The sequence below is a fragment of the Ohtaekwangia kribbensis genome (assembly GCF_042676245.1).
Lineage (GTDB): Bacteria > Bacteroidota > Bacteroidia > Cytophagales > Cyclobacteriaceae > Ohtaekwangia > Ohtaekwangia kribbensis.
Genome location: NZ_JBHTKA010000007.1, coordinates 272,658 through 292,036 on the forward strand (window position 1 = coordinate 272,658; position 19,379 = coordinate 292,036).

At 44.1% G+C, this 19,379-nt stretch carries 20 protein-coding genes; 9 read left to right on the plus strand and 11 right to left on the minus strand.

From position 1 onward, the window contains the following. Positions 1 to 62: 62 nt before the first annotated feature. The gene (locus ACFQ21_RS16350; protein ID WP_377580352.1) at positions 63 to 488 is read right to left on the minus strand and encodes a response regulator; all 426 of its coding nucleotides are present in this window, start codon (positions 486 to 488) and stop codon (positions 63 to 65) included. A 313-nt stretch (positions 489 to 801) separates the two neighbouring features. Between ACFQ21_RS16350 and ACFQ21_RS16355 the strand changes: the two genes are divergently transcribed. From ACFQ21_RS16355 to ACFQ21_RS16375, 5 genes are all read left to right on the plus strand, one after another. Next, the gene (locus ACFQ21_RS16355; protein WP_377580353.1) at positions 802 to 1,860 is read left to right on the plus strand and encodes a fatty acid desaturase family protein; all 1,059 of its coding nucleotides are present in this window, start codon (positions 802 to 804) and stop codon (positions 1,858 to 1,860) included. A gap of 193 nt (positions 1,861 to 2,053) precedes the next feature. Then, complete coding sequence (locus ACFQ21_RS16360) at positions 2,054 to 3,103, plus strand: DUF4407 domain-containing protein (RefSeq protein WP_377580354.1); 1,050 nt, start codon at positions 2,054 to 2,056, stop codon at positions 3,101 to 3,103. 387 nt (positions 3,104 to 3,490) lie between these two features. Beyond that, a complete protein-coding gene (locus tag ACFQ21_RS16365; RefSeq protein WP_377580355.1) occupies positions 3,491 to 5,605 on the plus strand; it encodes a nitrite reductase in 2,115 nt (704 codons plus the stop codon). Continuing rightward, positions 5,602 to 6,384, plus strand: coding sequence for a uroporphyrinogen-III C-methyltransferase (cobA, locus tag ACFQ21_RS16370; RefSeq protein WP_377580356.1), 783 nt, complete (start codon positions 5,602 to 5,604; stop codon positions 6,382 to 6,384). Before ACFQ21_RS16365 ends, cobA begins: the two co-directional genes overlap by 4 nt. A 139-nt stretch (positions 6,385 to 6,523) precedes the next feature. After that, positions 6,524 to 7,123, plus strand: coding sequence for a precorrin-2 dehydrogenase/sirohydrochlorin ferrochelatase family protein (locus ACFQ21_RS16375; protein ID WP_377580357.1), 600 nt, complete (start codon positions 6,524 to 6,526; stop codon positions 7,121 to 7,123). Positions 7,124 to 7,188: 65 nt separating this feature from the next. Here ACFQ21_RS16375 and ACFQ21_RS16380 read toward each other — a convergent pair whose 3' ends face one another. Both ACFQ21_RS16380 and pyrE read right to left on the minus strand, forming a co-directional pair. Beyond that, positions 7,189 to 8,379: an NAD(P)/FAD-dependent oxidoreductase gene (locus ACFQ21_RS16380; protein WP_377580358.1), complete on the minus strand. Its 1,191-nt coding sequence runs from the start codon at positions 8,377 to 8,379 to the stop codon at positions 7,189 to 7,191. Between the two features lie 294 nt (positions 8,380 to 8,673). Further along, positions 8,674 to 9,324, minus strand: coding sequence for an orotate phosphoribosyltransferase (pyrE, locus tag ACFQ21_RS16385; protein WP_377580359.1), 651 nt, complete (start codon positions 9,322 to 9,324; stop codon positions 8,674 to 8,676). Between the two features lie 189 nt (positions 9,325 to 9,513). Here pyrE and ACFQ21_RS16390 point away from each other — a divergent pair, with 189 nt between their 5' ends. Next, positions 9,514 to 10,200: an NUDIX hydrolase gene (locus ACFQ21_RS16390; protein WP_377580360.1), complete on the plus strand. Its 687-nt coding sequence runs from the start codon at positions 9,514 to 9,516 to the stop codon at positions 10,198 to 10,200. A 75-nt stretch (positions 10,201 to 10,275) separates the two neighbouring features. On the opposite strand, the gene coaD is transcribed toward ACFQ21_RS16390, so the two are convergent. From coaD to ACFQ21_RS16405, 3 genes are all read right to left on the minus strand, one after another. Further along, positions 10,276 to 10,734 carry a pantetheine-phosphate adenylyltransferase gene (coaD, locus tag ACFQ21_RS16395; RefSeq protein WP_377580361.1) on the minus strand — a complete coding sequence of 153 codons (459 nt, stop codon included), beginning with the start codon at positions 10,732 to 10,734 and terminating at the stop codon, positions 10,276 to 10,278. Positions 10,735 to 10,738: 4 nt separating this feature from the next. After that, the gene (locus tag ACFQ21_RS16400) at positions 10,739 to 11,626 is read right to left on the minus strand and encodes a DUF3822 family protein (RefSeq protein ID WP_377580362.1); all 888 of its coding nucleotides are present in this window, start codon (positions 11,624 to 11,626) and stop codon (positions 10,739 to 10,741) included. Between the two features lie 135 nt (positions 11,627 to 11,761). Next, positions 11,762 to 12,226 carry an NUDIX domain-containing protein gene (locus tag ACFQ21_RS16405; protein ID WP_377580363.1) on the minus strand — a complete coding sequence of 155 codons (465 nt, stop codon included), beginning with the start codon at positions 12,224 to 12,226 and terminating at the stop codon, positions 11,762 to 11,764. 122 nt (positions 12,227 to 12,348) lie between these two features. On the opposite strand from ACFQ21_RS16405, the gene ACFQ21_RS16410 reads away from it, so the two are divergent. Next, positions 12,349 to 12,759, plus strand: coding sequence for a DUF1573 domain-containing protein (locus ACFQ21_RS16410; protein ID WP_377580364.1), 411 nt, complete (start codon positions 12,349 to 12,351; stop codon positions 12,757 to 12,759). A 44-nt stretch (positions 12,760 to 12,803) separates the two neighbouring features. On the opposite strand, the gene ACFQ21_RS16415 is transcribed toward ACFQ21_RS16410, so the two are convergent. Further along, positions 12,804 to 13,178, minus strand: coding sequence for a DUF423 domain-containing protein (locus ACFQ21_RS16415; protein WP_377580365.1), 375 nt, complete (start codon positions 13,176 to 13,178; stop codon positions 12,804 to 12,806). A 36-nt stretch (positions 13,179 to 13,214) separates the two neighbouring features. Next, positions 13,215 to 13,889, minus strand: a complete 675-nt coding sequence (locus ACFQ21_RS16420; protein ID WP_377580366.1) for a YggS family pyridoxal phosphate-dependent enzyme — start codon at positions 13,887 to 13,889, stop codon at positions 13,215 to 13,217. Between the two features lie 119 nt (positions 13,890 to 14,008). On the opposite strand from ACFQ21_RS16420, the gene ACFQ21_RS16425 reads away from it, so the two are divergent. Together ACFQ21_RS16425 and ACFQ21_RS16430 are read left to right on the plus strand one after the other, a co-directional pair. Next, positions 14,009 to 15,565: a GH3 family domain-containing protein gene (locus ACFQ21_RS16425; RefSeq protein WP_377580367.1), complete on the plus strand. Its 1,557-nt coding sequence runs from the start codon at positions 14,009 to 14,011 to the stop codon at positions 15,563 to 15,565. Then, the gene (locus tag ACFQ21_RS16430) at positions 15,549 to 16,178 is read left to right on the plus strand and encodes a LysE family translocator (protein WP_377580368.1); all 630 of its coding nucleotides are present in this window, start codon (positions 15,549 to 15,551) and stop codon (positions 16,176 to 16,178) included. The genes ACFQ21_RS16425 and ACFQ21_RS16430 overlap by 17 nt, the downstream gene beginning before the upstream one ends. Before the next feature lie 259 nt (positions 16,179 to 16,437). On the opposite strand, the gene ACFQ21_RS16435 is transcribed toward ACFQ21_RS16430, so the two are convergent. Genes ACFQ21_RS16435 through ACFQ21_RS16445 form a run of 3 tightly spaced genes read right to left on the minus strand, consistent with a single transcriptional unit; the run spans position 16,438 to position 19,296 of the window. Beyond that, entirely contained in the window at positions 16,438 to 17,481 is a 1,044-nt protein-coding gene (locus ACFQ21_RS16435; protein WP_377580369.1) for a vWA domain-containing protein, read from the minus strand. Next, the gene (locus tag ACFQ21_RS16440; protein WP_377580370.1) at positions 17,474 to 18,397 is read right to left on the minus strand and encodes a hypothetical protein; all 924 of its coding nucleotides are present in this window, start codon (positions 18,395 to 18,397) and stop codon (positions 17,474 to 17,476) included. Before ACFQ21_RS16440 ends, ACFQ21_RS16435 begins: the two co-directional genes overlap by 8 nt. 20 nt (positions 18,398 to 18,417) lie before the next feature. Further along, complete coding sequence (locus tag ACFQ21_RS16445; RefSeq protein WP_377580371.1) at positions 18,418 to 19,296, minus strand: DUF58 domain-containing protein; 879 nt, start codon at positions 19,294 to 19,296, stop codon at positions 18,418 to 18,420. Between the last annotated feature and the right edge of the window lie 83 nt (positions 19,297 to 19,379).

The following is a 19,379-nucleotide window of genomic DNA, read 5'->3' on the forward strand; positions in this document are numbered from 1 at the left end:
TAACTTAATTACCTAAACCTGTGAACACATTCCCCGGCCGTTATGGCTGGGGTTTGTTGCTTTTACGCGTATGGGAATTTACAAAGCTTCCAATAGTCTAATATAGACTTCAACGTTACTTCAATCTCATCGAAGCTTTGGCCTTTCAGAAAGAACCCCTGTACATTTAAATCATACGCAGCCTGTACCTGGTCGCGGCTGGCCGCGGTGGAGAAGAATATAAAGGGAATGTTCTTGCCTTGAAATTCGGCATTTTCATTGATATGCCTGCGCAGTTCCAAACCATTCATCAGCGGCATATTTATATCGCACAACACCAGGAACGGAGTAACCTCTGTAGTTTTTAAAAACTCCAGCGCTGCATGGCCATTACTAAAAAAGATAAGTTCGTTTAACGTATTAAGCTTCTGAAAGATTTTTTTAAAGAAATAGTGATCATCTTCATCGTCATCAATGATGATAATAGGGGGATTTAACGAGGTTTTCAATTTTGATATAGATTACTATGCTATCAAAATAGCACATGACTTGAGTTAAAAATATATGCCACAGCTTATATTCAAATGTGTTCGTCTAAAGGTATTTTTAAAGCAATAAAATTAAAGATATCCGAAAAACGCAACAATAATATCGATCAACGGTAGCAAGGTAGATCGCTTCGTTGAAATAACGAGTAAAAAATTACCCTATTTGAAGAATTCATACATTCTGAAAAAAGGGGTAACAGGCATTCGTAGTAGAACTTGAGAATGTATCGTTACCTTTAATTTCAATGGTATAGAAATTACTACGGAAAGATATATGAAACCAGTGTCAAGCATTGCGTTAGGGGATCCCGTATTCTCATCATCGCCAACTTATACATCTATAGATCGGTATTGGCTTCGGAAAATAAAAGATGAACGGGATTTACCGTTTGTGTATCTCACCCTTCGAATAACCCTCATTATGTTGCCGGTAGCGGTGCTGCTATATATGCCGTTTGTTACCGGCTGGCTGTGGTGGTCGCTTGCTGTACTATATTTCATTCTTAACAACTTTGTATTCAAAGGACCCTTCGGACTCATGCTTCACTGCACCAGTCACCGACCGTTTTTCAATCAGCAATACGCCTGGTTGAATTCTTATCTCCCTTGGATCATCAGTCCTTTTTTTGGTCAGACGCCAGAAACGTATGCGAGTCATCACCTGGCCATGCATCATCGTGAGAATAATCTGGAAGAAGATTTGAGTTCAACCATGCACTATCAACGCGATAGCTTCCGGCACTTTCTTCTTTACTTCAGCCGATTCTTTTTTACCGTTATACCTACACTCGCCTGGTATTTTAATGAGCGAAGCCAGTTAAAATTACGCAACCGGGTAATTCGGGGCGAGCTTGCTTTCTTTGGTATGTGCGCCTTACTATGCATCATAAGCTGGCAGGCTACTGTCATGGTATTTTTATTACCACTTCTTATTTCGAGAATTATAATGATGGTAGGAAACTGGGCACAACACTCGTTTATTGAAGAGAGTGATCCGGGAAATTTTTATAAGAACAGCATAACATGCATTAACACTCCCTATAATCATAAGTGCTGGAACGATGGTTATCACATCAGTCACCACATTCAGCCTGCCATGCACTGGACACTTCATCCGGAACATCTTCAAACCAATTTGCAGGTATATGCTACAAACAAAGCTTTGATCTTTGAGGGAATTCATTTTCTGCACGTGTGGTGGTATCTTATGAATAAAGATTATAAGAAACTCGCCAAGCGGGTGGTAAACATTCACGGCATGTTCGCTTCTGAAGAAGATATAATTTCGCTTATGAAAAGCCGGACGCGGGAAATTAAAAAACGTCAGGTATAACATTAACATGATACGTGTGTAGTATATAGGTGAACTTTCTTTGCATGAAAATCCGTACAGCTACATGTTCACATATGTACAATTTTTATCTTTGCACCCTCGCTGATCTTTTTTAAAAAGAGTTTCTGTCAATGGCATATTTATTGACTTCGGCAGTAACAATATTCAATATCCTGATCGCGTTAAAGTGTACATGCAAAAGTTAACTACCTTCTTCCTGCGCTGCTCCGGTGCAGATATGTCTATACTGAAAAAGTGTCCTTCTGAAACCAGTAAATACGCTGGTATAGGAGCAACCATTTTCTTTACGGGATTCTTTGCTGCATTATCGGGCGCGTACGCACTCTACACTATCTTTGATAGTGTGTGGGCTGCCGTAGGTTTTGGTATACTGTGGGGATTGATGATCTTCAACCTCGACCGCTATATAGTTTCCAGCATGCGCAAGGAAGGGAAGACTGCGAAAGAATTATTGATTGCAACACCCCGCATACTGCTCGCCATTTTGATTTCGGTAGTAATTGCGAAGCCGCTGGAGCTGAAGATCTTTGAAAAAGAGATCGAGCCTGAACTGATTGTTATGGAGCAACAGAAATATAGCGAGCAGGAAGCGCAGGTACGATTCCGTTTTCAGGGCACACACGATAGTCTCAAAACCGCGATAGAAGGTTTACAACAGGAGATTGCCTTGAAAGCAACAAAGCGCGATGACCTGGTGCGCATTGCCCGCGAAGAAGCCGATGGAACGGGTGGAAGTAAAAAGAAAAATCTTGGACCTATATATAAGGTAAAGAAAGCAGACGCTGATGCTGCCGAGGCTGAGCTCCTCGCTATTACCGAGCGAAACCACGCGCGTATACAGGTATACGAAAAGAGTCTGGCCTATAATGATTCACTGCAGGCGCAGGCCATGGCAGCTTTGGAAAAGGGAAGACTCAATGGCCCCGCTGCCCGCATGGAAGCTATGAGCCGTCTTACCGAGCAGAGCAGTGCTATGGCGTGGGCACATTGGTTTATCATGTTCCTGTTCATCGCGATTGAAACAGCGCCTGTTTTTGTCAAGCTCATCTCCAACAAAGGTCCTTACGATAATTTGCTGAAAGTGGAGGAACACCAGTTTGGCGTGCACGAAGTGGAAGAGCTCGCCCGCATGAACACGCAGGCGAAAGAGAAGACAGCCAATTACCCTCAACACGAACGCACCTTCATCAGCAATCGCCTCGATGCCGAGCTGAGAAGCTGATTTTTCATTGTTGTACATTAATAGTTAATGAGTTACGGGCTTTTGCCGGTATATTATCTGCTTGATTTTTCCGGCCGGTAACAGGCCGTTACTAACCATTCACAGAATGAATTTTAATTTTTTCCGTGATTTGGTTTGTTTTTGAAATCACATACCCTACTTTAGTGGTAGATTAATGACCATGTTCACAACCACCACTTGTAAACAGATTAAGATGTATGCAACAAAGAAGTGTTGCTGTAAACATCTGCTGGATGCAGGAAAAATGGACGCGTAATGGTCTCTTCTTATAGAAGAATAAATTAAAAAGACATACCGGGCCTTTCCTGCGAATCAGGAAAGGCTCTTTTATTTTAAAGTGTAACCGAACAAACAGCCCTTAGGCATATGCAAAGCTTTCGTACAGAACTTGAAGATTTGAACAATCCGGTAGTAGCACGGGATATTCTTGACCTTGAAAAGAAAATCCGTCTGTTCCGTGAGGGAAAGATTGATGATGATAAGTTCCGCAGCCTCCGATTGGCCCGGGGTATATATGGACAACGTCAGTCGGGTGTACAAATGATCCGCATTAAACTCCCGCTCGGGCGTGTTACCACAAAACAACTTCGCAGAATTGCAGATATATCAGACGAGTATGCCAGCAAAAATCTGCATGCTACAACACGCCAGGATATACAGATTCACTTTGTGAGCCTGGACCGTACGCCTGAGCTGTGGGCTAAACTTGAGAAAGATGATATCACAACACGCGAAGCCTGCGGTAACACCGTGCGTAACGTTACAGCATCTGATCTTGCCGGTATAGATCCGAAAGAACCATTTGATGTATCACCCCATGCGTATGAAACTTTCCGTTACTTCCTGCGCAACCCGGTCTGCCAGGAGATGGGACGCAAATTCAAAATATCTTTTTCATCCAGTGAAGATGATACTGCGTTTAGTTTCATTCACGATCTCGGTTTCATTCCTAAGATCGTAGATGGAAAGCGCGGCTTTAAAGTAATGATCGGTGGAGGTCTTGGAGCAAATCCATACCTCGCGCTGGTTGCATATGAGTTTCTGGAAGAAGATCAGGTAATTCCATTTACCGAAGCAGTACTGCGCGTGTTTGATCGCTACGGTGAGCGTACGCGCAGAATGAAAGCACGTTTTAAATTTTTACTCGATGACTTCGGTCTTGAAAAGATCATGGCACTGGTAGAAGAGGAGAGACGTGCTTTGAAAGTGCAGCAATACCCGATCAACCTGAATGTATTGCCGGAACCAGTATTACCGGAATCTATACCGACAGCAGAACCTGCTATAGCGGACCCTGCTAAATATGAGCGCTGGTATAAAACCAACGTGTTCAAACAAAAACAAGACGGCTTTTATGGAGTATATGTAAAACTTCCGCTGGGCAACATGTCGTCTACATTAACAAGAAGCTTTGCCGATATAGTGGATCTGTATGCAGCAACGGAATTACGCATCACCGTAAACCAGGGCTATCTCCTTCGCTATGTACGTCCGGAAGCATTGAAGCATTTATATGTAGCACTGGATAAACTTGCGTTGGCAGAACCTGGTTTCGACAGTGTTGCTGATATAACGGCTTGCCCGGGAACGGAATCGTGTAACCTCGCTATATCCGATAGTACCCATGTATCGCTGGCGCTGGAGAAAGTGATTCGCGAAGAATATCCGGACATGGTATTCAATACCGATATCAAAATCAAAATCAGCGGATGTCCGAACTCGTGCGGTCAGCATGGATTAGCCGGTATAGGTCTGCACGGAAGTACTATAAAAGACAAGCAGGGAAAAGTATTACCGGCATTGGTAGTTTTACTCGGTGGTGGTAAACTGAAAGATGGTGAAGGTATAATTTCCGACAAGATCCTGAAGATACCAAGCAAGCGCGGACCGCAGGCGTTGCGTATACTGTTTGATGATTATGAAACGAACAGTCAGGATGGCGAGTACTATCACGATTACTTCAAACGTCTTGGAAGAAATCATTTCTATGCGTTGTTGAAACCTCTTGGTGATTTAACAACCGTTGAGCCTTCAGACTATATCGACTGGGGTGAAGAGCATAATTTTATTCTGCATACAGCAGTAGGGGAGTGTGCCGGTGTGATTATAGACCTGGTAGCAACGCTGTTTTACGAATCAGAAGAAAAACTGGAATGGTCGAAAGAAGCACTGCGCAATGCGCAGTATGCTGACTCTATATACCATAGCTATAGCGCATTCATTAACACCGCAAAAGCCATGTTGCTGACACGCGATGTAAAACCAAGCACACAAATACAAGTGTTGAATGATTTTCAGACTCACTTTGTGGATACTGGTAACTTCCCGCTGGCAGCAAACTTCCGCGAGTTCGTACTGCGCATCAATAAGAGTGAACCAACTGAAGAGTTTGCGATAGCGTATCTCGAAGATTCTAAAAAATTCCTGAAAGATATAGTAGCATATCGTGGAGCTGTAACGAATGAGGTAGTTGCAAAATGATCGACACGATCTCCATCATAGAAAAAGAACCGCGTCTTACACTCGTAGGAGCCGGACCTGGTGATGCTGAACTCATCACCATAAAGGCTATTAATGTGCTGAAGAAAGCAGATGTAGTATTATACGATGCATTGGTTTCTGCAGATATACTCGAGTGGATACCGAAAGGTGTTCCTGCTTTTTCCGTGGGCAAACGTGCCGGAGAACATTCCTATAAACAGGAGGAGATCAACGAACTGATTGTGGACTTCGCGTATCGCTATGGACACGTAGTACGGTTAAAAGGTGGCGACCCATTCGTATTTGGAAGAGGCTCCGAAGAAATAGAATATGCCGAAGCACACGGAGTACATACGGATGTAGTGCCTGGTATAAGCAGTGCTGTAGCCGTACCGGCAAGTTTAAAGATACCAGTAACCGCGCGCGGCATCAGTGAAAGTTTCTGGGTAGTTACCGGCACAACAAAAACGGGAGCGATCTCTGCAGATATAGCATTGGCTGCACAATCAACGGCTACGATAGTTATACTCATGGGACTGAATAAACTCCCGGAGATTATGCAGGCTTTCGCAGATCACGGAAAAGCAGATATACCTGTGGCAGTTGTACAAAACGGATCATTGCCTTCGCAGAAGAGTGTTATCGGCACCGTTCACTCTATAGCAGAACAGGCTCAGGCCAGTGGTATAGGTTCACCGGCCATTATCATTGTAGGCGAAGTAGTGCGTTATGCACAGGCGCTTGAAAAGGTTGTGGTCGCTACCAAATCCATTGCTTAAGAAATAAAATCAGCTAACACACAACTATAGATATATAGTATATCCGGGGCGGTGTGTGAAACGTATAAAGAATATAAAATCCAAAAAAATAAAATAATGTCTAACAACAATTGTCTTACTTCTAACAGTTAAAAATGCCATGGAACGCAACAACCTTTTTCCCGTTTTCCTGAAACTTGAATCACTGAGCACCCTTATTGTAGGGGGCGGAAATGTTGGGTTAGAAAAACTCACTGCAGTGTTAAAGAACAGTCCTGCTGCTAACGTAACAGTCGTAGCACGCACCATCCAGGAACCGATAAAGGAACTTGCACGAAAACATGAGCACGTCAAATGGGAGGAACGCAATTTTAAGTTGTGGGATTTATGGGATAAAGATCTCGTGATACTGGCTACGGATAACCGCCAGCTTCATGAAACGATCCGCAAGTTTGCCAGAACGCGCAAGCTGCTGATCAACGTAGCGGATACACCAGATCTGTGTGACTTCTACCTTGGATCGGTAGTCACAAAAGGTAATTTAAAAATAGGCGTATCCACCAATGGTAAATCGCCAACAATGTCCAAGCGTATACGCGAATACCTGGAGGAAGCACTGCCGGATGATACCAACGATCTGCTTAACAATATGCACAAGATACGCGAGCAGATTAAAGGAGATTTCAGTCACAAAGTAAAAGTGCTGAACGATATAACGACTTCGTTTTTGGAAAGCGGACCTGCTCCGGCTAATCCATAAGATATATCTACAACCAGACGCCTGATCACAAAATCCGGTATATATACTCCGGGTTTTGTGATTTTTTATTTCAGAGCACTTCGGAATATATCCGGAGGCGCAGCTTTACCCGCAAATGTATTTGCAACCAATTCGCCTAAAGCCGGACCATGTTTAAAACCATGACCAGAGCCTCCACCCAGCAATACTATATTAGAAGCATGTGGATGTACTTCAAAGATGAGATTACCATCCGGTGAATTTTCATAGGGGCAAATGCGACTCTCGGTAAGCGGAGCATTCTTCAATCCCGGAAAACGATGCGAGATAAATGCACGTGCTTTCGCGAGCGCTTCAGGTGTTATGCTTCGTTCACTCTTTGAAGGATCAAATATAGCACCGCGTATATCTACACCGATCTTGAAGCCACGATGAGCATTGCCGGCTATACCGTAATAAAAATCTTTACCATCAACATCAACCCACACCGGAAAGTTGTCATATATAGATGCATACTCTGCCGGTACACCAAAATAGTATACTTCCTGTTTGGTGCAGGTGATAACATTGCTAAGTATATCCGGGAATATTTTCCCTAGCCACGATCCACACGCAAACAGGTATACATCTGCCTGCAGCGATCGTCCATCCGATAATTTTACAGAATCCAGTTGCTGTTGATCTATAGTTCCGGGAGTAGCCTGTGCCTGTATATAGTTCCCGCCTTCTCTGACAAATTGCTCCTGTACCGCCTGACAAGACTCGCGTGCTTTCAGATAGCCGCCATACGGATCAAAGTAGGCGTGATGAAGATCATCGGTATATATAATCGGAAATCTCTTCTTAAGTTCTGCCAGAGAAAGACGTTCATATTCCATCGCATGCTTTTGCGCAAAAGGAATGGAATCATCTACGAGTGGAGTTTTTTCTTCGTAGCAAAACCAGAGTACACCGGAGTTATGAAAGAGTTTTTTATTGAACAACTTTTCATTCTCTTTCCATAAGCTGAGCGCCCGAACGTTTAAATCAAAGTATACTTCATTGGCACCGTAGGTGGATCGAATCACACGCGTCTCATCCCCCGAACTTGCCCGTGAATTACCCGGCCCCCACGCATCCACCAACGTAACATTATACCCCTGCCGCAGAAGATATAGCGCAGACCACCCCCCAAACGCACCCGCTCCGACCACCACGACACTCGAGGTACTGGCGAATGTGGGGAAGGGAGTCGCCTTCGCTTCGATCGTAGCAGTGGGTGAGAATGTGGTGGTCAATGTGTTTAGGTGTTTATGTGTGTATGTGTTTATGTTGGTTGGTCTGTAATTGAAAATGTGTTTATCACGAACGCGATATAGGTGTCTGAAAATTAACCAACGCTATATATAGGTGTATCGTTGAAAAGCGATTTGTCTGCTGGCAGCTTGCTGCCAGCAGACAGCAACTGCTATATATAGTGTCTCTCAAAAACTCAAAACTCGCAGCTGGCACCTCGAAGCTACTTATACAGATTGTCTTCCGGCAGCTTGTTGCCAGAAGCCAGCAACCATTCCTCAAAGCTCGCCGCTAATTCACGGTTTCCAGCTCGAAGGATCCACGCGCCAGGCTTTCAGGGAAACGAGTTGGTCGTTGGTGATATACTTTTGGTCGAGGGCATAGTTGATCAAATAGTTGTAGTCGCTGAGACTTACCAGCGATGTGTTGGCTTCGTAAAAATTACGGGTTGCTATATCAAAGCCGTAGTTGAAAATGGAAACCATCCCCAATACATTGAAGCCTGCTTCACGCAATGCCTGTACGGCTTTGAGTGAACTGCCTCCGGTAGACACGAGGTCTTCGATCACCACTACTTTCTGGTCTTTCGTAACTTTCCCTTCGATCAGATTTTCCATACCGTGATCTTTCGGCTTGGGCCGTACATATAGGAAAGGAAGATTCATTGCTTCGGCAACCAATGCACCTTGTGCGATACCTGCCGTGGCAACACCGGCGATAGCTTCAACAGCCGGATAGTTTTCGCGGATGGCTTGTACCAGACCATCGCGCACAGCAGTTCGTACTTCAGGGTAGGAGAGTGACAACCTGTTATCACAATAGATAGGTGATTTCCATCCGGAAGCCCACGTGAAAGGTTTTTGAGTGTTGAGTTTAATGGCTTGAATTTGCAGCAGCATGGAAGCTACTTTGCCAGCGGTTTGTTCCTGTACTTTTAAAATAGGCATAGTCTCGAAAGTTATCACTAAAATTTTGAATCAGGGAGAATACAGCACCTGTCGCGTAGTGTTGCAAAAATATTTTTTGCTTCTATTCCATCCAGAAGCCATTGTTTAAAAATCTTTTCTGAAACCCCTTGCCAGCTTCCAAATAATTTATTCTTTTGCGGGCATGGTGAGGGCGTAAAATTGTACGGTATGATCATTTTTATCAACGACATTCCAGTCAGAATTCTGAAATCCACTGAAACGCCCGACACAGGTCGTATTAACCATACGGTGGATGCTGCCATAACTCCGGTAACACAAGCCAGTCTGATTCATCATGTGTGGATCAAAAATGTAGGCACTGCCGAGATAGATACCATTTTGGGCTTTCTCGACTCTAAAGTTCCTACCGGGGTACTGTCGATTTTGCTTTCAGTGACCGATTATCTTCTGATCCGAAATCACCTGCGCAGCAAGTTTAAAGTTATAAAGGCTGCCGGTGGTGTTATCCGTAAGAAAGACAAGTTCCTGATGATTTACCGGATGAAGAAGTGGGATCTGCCGAAAGGCAAGAAGGAAAAAGGCGAACGCTATAAAGAAACGGCTGTACGCGAAGTGCAGGAGGAATGTAACATTTCCGTACGACTGGGAAGAAAAGTATGCACTACGTGGCATACCTATACCATGAATAAAAATGCCATGATGAAAAAGACCCGCTGGTATATCATGGACCTGATAGACGACTCACGCATGCGCCCCGCAGTGGAGGAGGATATAGAAGAAGTTCGCTGGATGAACCGGAAGGAAGTATACCATGCACTGGAGCACTCCTATAAATCCATCAGCTACGTTATCGAACGGTATTACGAAAAAACAGAATTGAAATCAGCACGGTAGAAATTACTATAGCTATAAATAAAAAATCCAGGGCATTCACTCTGGATTTTTTATTTTATGGGATGTATATACCTGCTAAAGTTTATAGGGGAGGAACTGCGAAACATCTCCGTCATACTTATGTACTTCGCGTACGATAGAAGAGCTGATCCATGCGAGTTGAGGCGTGGTGATCAGAAATACAGATTCCAGGTCTTCGTATAGCTTACGGTTTACCTGCGATATACTGTTCTCGTATTCAAAGTCGGTGGTGTTGCGTAAACCGCGCAGCAGAAATTGAGCACCTTGCTTGCGGGCATAGGTAGCCGTCAGTTCCGAGTACGTGATCACTTTTATAGCCGGGTATTTTTCAAAGGTCTGCTCGATGTAGCCGATCATTTTCTCGATCGGGAAGTAGCGATTGCTCTTCGCAGGATTGTGCCCGATGGCAACAATGATCTCGTCAAACACTTGCAGTCCGCGCAATACTATATCTTCATGCCCTTTTGTAAATGGATCAAACGAGCCGGGAAAGAGTGCAATACGTTTACTCATGGTTTTACTCCATCAGGTAGATGCTGTATAAATCGAAGAAGTGGTGGTCCTGCAATTCGTCAAACCCATAGCTGAAGGCCAGGTTGGCAGGTCTGTTACCAAAGATCACATTGTTTATATACTTATATAGTTCGTGGTAGTGAGGCGAGTTCTTGCCTATATATCCCCACAACACAACCTGGCTGGTTTGCTGGTTCATGTTGAGCGACTTCATCACCAGCATGATATACTTTACGTAATCTGAAAATTCCTTAATAGCAAACTGGTTGTAGTAAATGAGCTTGCCATCTCTGCAGGAGAGAATGTGCAGCTTGAACCGGTCTACATATATATATAGGGGGTTATCTTCGCGCAGCATGGAAGCCTGAAGGGTGCCTTCGATCAATGCTGCCGACTGATGGGTAAATACCGGTTTGTTATTCGGATATAAACCATCCAGCCAGTTCTTCAGGTCTTTGTTAACAGCAAAAACCGTTACGGCCTGCGTGGTAGGATTTACCGTAGAAAGGAAATCTTCTTTCTGCGGATCTACGTGCGCATTGAACTTCAGGTAATCGGCCATCGCTTCTTCTGCGAAGAGTGCCTGGGGTACCTGTACAAATTTCTGACTCTTGAGTGATATACTGATTTTCTTCCAGAAGCCTGCCTTCAGCAAAGCATGCGAATCGAAAAGCTGGTCGAGCAGATATAGTAATTCCTGGTGGGAAGCCAGGTTCGGAAGAACAAAATCTTCCAGCAAAAGTACCCGGTTTTCCTGCGGATCGATCACACACAACTGAAAATCACGTGTGCCAAGATGAATTAACAAGTGGTATTGATGAATAAACTCTTCATCGAAACGTTCATCCCGTACTTTCTTGATGAGCTTATAGTTGAGCGTGGTTGTTTGCAAAGTATATACTGTTTTCCGCTTGTAAGTTAGACCAAGGGCGAACCACCTTTTATAAAAAAACTAAAAGTTCCGGGTTCTCTGCAATAATAAAGATTTTAGCGGGTAAATCACAAAACAGATTGTACAGAACACCTATTAAAGCCTGTAAAATCCATTAAGCGTGCGGATGTCGTTCGCATCGCGAATCAATCGGAATATACCATGTACCTGCTCTTGTGGCATGGAAAGTATTTCACGTATCGTAAAGAATGCGGCTCCCTGTATGATGGGCAGCTCCGGATCTTTACCCGTCTGCAATTCTCCGGAAAGTCGGGAGGCTTCGAAAAATAATTCGATAGAATGCAGCGGGGCATTTATATACTCACAACCGAAAATGAACTTGCCCGGCTTAATAATGAGACCGGTTTCCTCCTGGAACTCACGCTTGAGCGATTCTTCGAGTGATTCGCCAAACTCGACACCTCCTCCCGGCGGAGCCCAGAAATCGCTTTCATTCAAGGACTTGTGGTTTACCATTAACAATTTATCGGTGTGCCAGCATAACCCGCAAACTCTTATTCTGACACGGTTTCCATAAACTCTGGCGATTTCTGCGTCCATTCCGGTTACATGTTTAGTTAATTCGCATATTCAAATAAAGTCACACAAGGCATGTCAGAAATTTCGCTTTTTCTGGCAAAATTGTTGATTCGAAGTGTTTAAATTTGTAAAAAAACTAAGATATGAAGAAGTACTTGTTATTAGTGGTTGTGCTGGGTTTGGCCGTTGGTGCTTTTGCCCAGTCTGCAAAAGTTAACGGACCGGTTATAGCATTCGAGAAGAAGTCACATGATTTCGGTCAGATCGTTCAGGGCGATAAAGTAGAGCAGGTTTTCAAATTCACGAATACCGGAACTGAGCCTTTGATCATTACCAACGTACAGGTAACATGCGGTTGTACTACGCCAAAAGGATGGCCACGTGATCCGATTCAACCAGGAGGTAAAGGCGAAATTACAATAGCTTTCAACAGCGCAGGTAAAATCGGCCGTCAGGATAAAGTCGTTACGATCGTTTCAAACGCAGCAAACGCTGATGAAGCGAAGATATCTTTCACTACGCAGGTAGTTGAAAAGAAAGAGCAGCCTCAATAAGCTTTCTCTGAAAAAAATTAAGATAAAGGTCTCGCGAGAGACCTTTATTTTTTTGCTACACCGAGTAATAAAAATACCCACCCGAGTATCAGAAATACGCCTCCGATCGGTGTAATAAGTCCTACACCACCGAGCTTTATAAAGCAAAGTAAATATAGGCTTCCGCAGAAAAGCACGGTGCCGATCAGCAGGAACAGCGAAGCATATTCCAGTTTCTTATCGAAGATAAATTTCTGCAGAATACCTACGGCCAGTAATGCCAGTGTGTGATAGAACTGATATCGCGTAGCCAGTTCAAATACTTCTAGTTTACCAGCTTGTATCAGCGTTGGTTTTAAGGCATGGGCACCAAACGCCCCGATGGATACAGCAAGTGCTCCCAAAACCGAAGCCGTAATTAAAGTTATTCGTCGATTCATGAAACTATACGTAATGAAATTCCTATACTATATATACTATTGATCGTACTTCCTGTCGCCAAATATAGCCGTGCCTACGCGTATCATCGTGCTGCCTTCTTCAAGGGCAATGCGGTAATCGCTGCTCATGCCCATGGACAGGTGACGCATCATTACATTCGGTGGGAGTGATGATGCCTTGAGTCGCTCATATAGTCCGCGCAACCCGCGAAACTCCCTGCGTATCTGCTCCAGGTCTTCGGTAAATGTAGCCATGCCCATCAATCCTGCTATATGAATGTTGGTGAGTTTTTGCAATTCAGCAGAAGCCAGCAAGTCGGTTACTTCGTCTTCTGAAAAACCGAACTTCGTTTCCTCTTCAGCAATGTGCAGTTGTAAAAGACAGGCAATGGTGCGGTCTGCTTTTACGGCTTGCTTGTTTACCTCTTCCAGAAGTTTGAAACTGTCAATAGAATGTATCAGGTGAACAAACGGTGCGATGTACTTTACTTTGTTGCTCTGCAAATGACCGATCAGGTGCCATTGAATGTCTTTGGGTAAGGCTTCATATTTAGGCACAAGCTCCTGCACTTTGTTTTCACCGAATACACGTTGTCCGGCATCGTACGCTTCCTGGATGGCCTCCGCAGGTTTTGTTTTACTTACTGCAATCAACTGACAATCAGGAGGCAAATTCTGAAGAAAGAACTGAAGGTTATTTTTTATACTCATGGGCACTGCTAAAGTGTATGGGCTTTGTTCGTATAATGATCGTTTGTTACATCGGCTTTGTGAATGGTTTAATTCATTCCTATTTTTGCCTTTTAATCCACCAAAGCTAACGCAAAAATATGGCGATCCTCGGAACGTTGCTGAAAAAAGGAATTCGAATTCGTGAGATGCTGGAGCAGGAGTATACCTCGCCATACGATCTTCAGAAGAAAGAATTGAAGGAACTCCTGATCACGGCCAGTCAGACCGAGTTTGGCAAGTACTATAATTTTTCGGACATCCTGCACGGCTTCCGCAAAGGCGATAAGGAATTTTACAAGCGTTACAAGAGTCATGTGCCCATCCACAACTATAACAAAATATATAGTGACTGGTGGAAGCTCGCGTTAAAAGGTATAAAGAATGTATGCTGGCCGGGCCGCGTAAAATACTTTGCGTTAAGCTCCGGAACTTCAGAAGCATCCTCCAAATATATACCTGTTACCAAGGACATGACGCAGGCTATTCGCAAGACGAGTGTGCGCCAGATCCTGACACTTTCCAAATACGATCTCGATCCGGAAATCTTTGAAGCAGGTATATTAATGCTCGGTGGAAGCACGCACCTGAACAGAAAAGGAAGTGTATTTGAAGGAGACTTAAGCGGTATACAGGCCGCACGTCTGCCATTCTGGTTTCAGCATTTTTATAAACCCGGAAAGAAGATTGCCCGCTCACGTAACTGGGACGCCAAGCTCGATGAGATGGCACGTAAGGCAACTGAATGGGACATCGGTATAATAGTGGGTGTACCTGCCTGGATACAGATATTGATGGAGAAGGTTATCAAGTATCATCGTGTAAATACAATACATGATGTATGGCCGAACCTTCGTGTATATGTACACGGTGGTGTATCGTTCGATCCATACCGTAAAGGTTTTGAAAAATTACTAGCGCGTCCTATTTTTTACATTGAGACATACCTGGCATCGGAAGGCTTCATTGCGTTTCAGGCGTATCCGAATAAACGCTCGATGCGTCTTGTGCTGAACAATGGTATATTCTATGAGTTCGTACCGTTTGAAGCCAGGAACTTTGATGCAAACGGAGAGATACACCCGGATGCAGAAACGTTGATGATCGATGAAGTGGAGGAAGGTAAAGAGTATGCTATATTACTTTCTACCTGCTCGGGTGCATGGCGTTACCTGATTGGTGACGTGATCAAATTTACTTCGCTTGAAGACATGGAGATCGTGATCACCGGCCGTACCAAACACTTCCTGAGTTTATGTGGTGAGCACCTTTCGGTGGATAACATGAACAAAGCGATTGAACTTGTAGCTAACGACTTTAATATTAACATTCCTGAATTTACCGTAGCCGGTATACCATACGATTCACTTTTTGCACACCACTGGTTTATCGGTACCGATGATAAGGTGGATCCGAAGGCGCTGAAAGAAAAGATCGACCTGCATTTAAAAGAGTTGAACGATGACTATGCTGTAGAACGCAGTGCCGCACTGAAAGAAGTGCTGGTAGATGTACTGCCGATAAAAACATTCTATGGCTGGATGGAATCAAAGGGCAAGGTAGGAGGGCAAAATAAATTTCCACGTGTTATGAAGAATGCACAGCTGGATGATTGGAAAACTTTCCTGCAAAATCACACGAATGGAAATCGTTCTTAACGGAATCTTATCCGGCATTGTACTCGCATTTTTGATCGGGCCGGTATTCTTCACCATTATTCAAACCAGCATTGAACGCGGTTTTGTAAGCGGTGTATTTGTCGCTATTGGTGTATCGTTCAGCGATGCACTTTATATATTCGTTTCGTATCTCGGTCTTGTCCAGTTCATGGAGACTGAAAATTTCAGACACTACCTTGCATACGGTGGTGGTATAGTATTACTCTTGTTCGGACTATATTACTTATTGATCAAGAGTAAAAAACTGGCGCACTACGATCCAAAAAAAATAGAAGCCCGCAGCTGGCTGCGACTGGCAGCAAAAGGATTTATCATCAACGGACTTAGTCCCATGGTACTCTTCTTCTGGATTGCCACGGTAGGTGTAGCTACTACACAGCTGAATTACAACACCAACCACGAAGCATTTGTATTCTTCGCTTCCATTGTAGGCACCGTATTCATCACCGACCTGATCAAAGCAAAACTAGCCGACAAACTACGCCTGCTCATGACCCCCGTGGTAATCCGCATCATGAATATAGTGTTAGGCATCGTGTTGGTGATCTTCGCCGGAAGACTGATTCTTTTTCCTGATAACATTCCACATTGAGAGCAGGGCTGCTGGCTTCAAGCTGCTGGCTGCTGGAGGATTTCGTTTAGGCCAGGATTACGGCATGAAGATGATAGCGCGAAAATAGCTGCGAGCTTCGAGCTGCGAGAAATACAAAAGGCTACAGGTGGCTGGCTGCTGGAGGATTTCGTCTATAGATACTATATCTTATATAAACTATAGCTATAGCAATCGCCTTAGTTACGCAAACGCTGCTATACCCAAAACAAACTGGCCGCTAGAGGCTAGCTGCTCTTTCTCAGTCTTGCAGGACGTTGGTAATAAAAGTAGACTTCAGCAAGAGCCAAAGCAGGAAAAGCCCCATCGCCCACTGCAGGTATATAACGTAATAGTCGGAGGTGTCTTTGAAGCGGGTTTCTTTGATTTCGGCTTTTTCGTACTTGTTGATGCGGGCAAATACTTGTTCAAGGGCTTGATTGTCGGTGGCGCGGAAGAATTGTCCGCCACCTATATCGGCCATCTTGCGCATGGTGGTTTCGTCAATGGTATTCTCAATCATCTGCGGACGGCCAAAGAAATCTTTGCCATACGGAACCATACCTTCTTTACCCACAACGATAGTATATATCTTGATGCCGTATGCACTGGCGAGTTCAGCCGCGGTGATCGGGTCAATGTTACCCGATGTATTCTCGCCATCACTCAACAGTATACATACTTTTGATTTTGTTTCGGATTCGCTCATGCGATTGGTAACAACAGCCATGGCGCTTCCTATAGCAGTACCTTTTGCTTCAATCATTTCGAATGATATATCATCGAGGTAGGAGCGAAGCAGCTCATAGTCGGTTGTGAGTGGTGATAATGAAAAAGCATCTCCGGCAAATACAACGAGTCCGATCCGATCCTGCACGCGACCGTTAATAAAATTACGCGCCACTTCTTTTGCGGCTTCAAGACGATTGGGAGTAAAGTCTTCAATCATCATTGACTGCGATATATCCAGCGCAATCATGATATCGATACCCTCTGTCCACTGCTCTACTTTTTCATTTGTTTTTTGTGGTCGCGCAAGTCCCATTAATATCAGGGCGAGCACCAGCATCAACAAAATCTCCGGCAGTAACCTTATCAGATTGATAGGCGATACATGAAGATCTTTCTGTGTGATGGCAATCGGTAACTTCTGGTTAAATCTATACCGCAGTAGCCACCGTACGATAAACAAAATCGGCACAGCAATGATGAGGTATAAAAATAGCGGGTGTTCCCAGGTAAACGAGCGCAGTGTAGAAGGTGTAAACCAATCCAGCGAGTACCAGGCTGTAAGATCCTTATCCATGTTTTACCTCCTGTAATTTGGTTTGGAAGCGTTGATCGGCCACGGCTTTGAGACTCTCCAACGGTTCGATCACATTCACGCTGTGTCCATAGATAGCTCCGTCAATGGTCTGGAGATTTCGGATAAGCGTTTCATCCTGGAAGAAATTCCGCGCCTCGCGTGTTGTCAGTTTGGTATAGGGGCGTGCTTCGAGTTGCTCCATATATAGTTTCCAGTGCGCCAGGGCCGTCTCCGTTGTAACGGCAGAAAAAGCCTGGCGAAGATTGCCGACTTCGCGCGTATAGCTTTCAACAAACTTACGGTGCGCTTCAAGCATACTCTTGATGCGGAAGTACCTGCGTATACGTTTGCCGAACACAAAGAACACAATAAGGGCAATCACCAATATAGAAACTGCCACAATCGTAAATATAGGCCAGTTAAATTGTCCGGGTACATCGTGATATGCTACACTTAACTTCATTGGTAACTTATCAATGGCAATGGTATCGACACTGAAATTTACCAGTTGAGTAACGAGAATAGTATCTTGTTCTGACTGAAAGGTTGTGCTGTCTTTTTCATTGATCTGAAATACCGGTAGACTCAGGTATTGCTCGCGATCGATTTCAAATGTAGTCACGTAGTATATTACACTATCGTAGCTGATGCCATCTTCTGTATCCGTAGCAAAGTAATCTTTACTTTCAAATTCAAATGGAGTATAGGTATGCGAAGAATCCGGGAACACCATGTTGAGTTTCTGCGGATAGCGTGCAGTAAGGTAGAACCGTACCGGCTTGCCTATATATAAACTGTCTTCAACAAATCCTGCTGTTACTTTTACTTCTGCCTTCGGTTTTTCCTGCGCGCATGCAACGTTCGGTACCAATGTACAGCATACAAGCAGTAAACTATAGATTACTGAAATCCTCATCGTCTTTACAAAACTACCGTTCATGTTGTCTTCATGGATTTGTTCCGTACTTTAAATAATCGCAGCAACTTCGGTACATAGTCTTCATCGGTATCGAGCGAGATAAAATTTACTTCATGCTTGCGACTGAACTTCTGCAGTTCATCTTTGCGCATATCATGCCGCTTGCTGATCTTCTGTCTGAAATCTCCAAACGAAGTATTGATCCACAGTGTTCGCTGACTTTCCTTATCAACCACTGGAATTATACCCAGCTTGGGCAAACGTGTTTCGCGCTTGTCGCTGATGTGGATCACTACAAGATCGTGCCTTTTGGCCAGCGCACGTAAATTGTCGGTATACCCTTCATCAATAAAATCAGAGATCAGAATAACAACACTTCTTCTGCGAATAGCATTGAGCGCAAAAGATATAGCTTTGGATAAATTCGTTTTAAGCGACTTGGGTTTCAGGTTCGCGAGCGTGCTGATAATTTCATACGCCTGTGAGTGTCCTTTGATCGGCTTGATAAATTTCTCACGTATATCCGAGAAACAGATCAGTCCAACGTGGCTGGACTCTTTTACTGCCGAGAGTGTAAGCACGCCACAAATCTCTTTGCCAATATCGGCCTTTGTTTTACCGGGGCTCCCTATATCTTCGGAGGCACTCACATCGAGTATAAAGAATACCGTTTGTTCCTTCTCTTCCCGGTAGGTCTTCACAAATGTACCGTGACCTTTCGCAGAGACATTCCAATGTATCGTGCGCACATCGTCACCATACTGATACGGCCTTACATCATCGAACTCCAGACCTGTGCCTTTAAAAACAGAATGGAAATCTCCCTGCATCTGGCTGTTGATGGCCTTGCGTATCTGGATCTCGTATCTCCGTAGTTTTTTTAACAGGTCCTTCATTCCTTATCGTGAATCTGTATCCGTTAATAGTTAATTGTTATCCGTTAATCGTTAATGGTTATCCGTATTGTAAGGAACGGATA

What these genes read in the sequence shown, in the direction of transcription:
- ACFQ21_RS16355 (WP_377580353.1), top strand. Translation starts at nt 802, where the DNA reads ATGAAACCAGTGTCAAGCATTGCGTTAGGGGATCCCGTATTCTCATCA.
- ACFQ21_RS16360 (WP_377580354.1), top strand. Translation starts at nt 2,054, where the DNA reads ATGCAAAAGTTAACTACCTTCTTCCTGCGCTGCTCCGGTGCAGATATG.
- ACFQ21_RS16365 (WP_377580355.1), top strand. Translation starts at nt 3,491, where the DNA reads ATGCAAAGCTTTCGTACAGAACTTGAAGATTTGAACAATCCGGTAGTA.
- cobA (WP_377580356.1), top strand. Translation starts at nt 5,602, where the DNA reads ATGATCGACACGATCTCCATCATAGAAAAAGAACCGCGTCTTACACTC.
- ACFQ21_RS16375 (WP_377580357.1), top strand. Translation starts at nt 6,524, where the DNA reads ATGGAACGCAACAACCTTTTTCCCGTTTTCCTGAAACTTGAATCACTG.
- pyrE (WP_377580359.1), bottom strand. Translation starts at nt 9,324, where the DNA reads ATGCCTATTTTAAAAGTACAGGAACAAACCGCTGGCAAAGTAGCTTCC.
- ACFQ21_RS16390 (WP_377580360.1), top strand. Translation starts at nt 9,514, where the DNA reads ATGATCATTTTTATCAACGACATTCCAGTCAGAATTCTGAAATCCACT.
- coaD (WP_377580361.1), bottom strand. Translation starts at nt 10,734, where the DNA reads ATGAGTAAACGTATTGCACTCTTTCCCGGCTCGTTTGATCCATTTACA.
- ACFQ21_RS16405 (WP_377580363.1), bottom strand. Translation starts at nt 12,226, where the DNA reads ATGGACGCAGAAATCGCCAGAGTTTATGGAAACCGTGTCAGAATAAGA.
- ACFQ21_RS16410 (WP_377580364.1), top strand. Translation starts at nt 12,349, where the DNA reads ATGAAGAAGTACTTGTTATTAGTGGTTGTGCTGGGTTTGGCCGTTGGT.
- ACFQ21_RS16415 (WP_377580365.1), bottom strand. Translation starts at nt 13,178, where the DNA reads ATGAATCGACGAATAACTTTAATTACGGCTTCGGTTTTGGGAGCACTT.
- ACFQ21_RS16420 (WP_377580366.1), bottom strand. Translation starts at nt 13,889, where the DNA reads ATGAGTATAAAAAATAACCTTCAGTTCTTTCTTCAGAATTTGCCTCCT.
- ACFQ21_RS16425 (WP_377580367.1), top strand. Translation starts at nt 14,009, where the DNA reads ATGGCGATCCTCGGAACGTTGCTGAAAAAAGGAATTCGAATTCGTGAG.
- ACFQ21_RS16430 (WP_377580368.1), top strand. Translation starts at nt 15,549, where the DNA reads ATGGAAATCGTTCTTAACGGAATCTTATCCGGCATTGTACTCGCATTT.
- ACFQ21_RS16435 (WP_377580369.1), bottom strand. Translation starts at nt 17,481, where the DNA reads ATGGATAAGGATCTTACAGCCTGGTACTCGCTGGATTGGTTTACACCT.
- ACFQ21_RS16440 (WP_377580370.1), bottom strand. Translation starts at nt 18,397, where the DNA reads ATGAGGATTTCAGTAATCTATAGTTTACTGCTTGTATGCTGTACATTG.
- ACFQ21_RS16445 (WP_377580371.1), bottom strand. Translation starts at nt 19,296, where the DNA reads ATGAAGGACCTGTTAAAAAAACTACGGAGATACGAGATCCAGATACGC.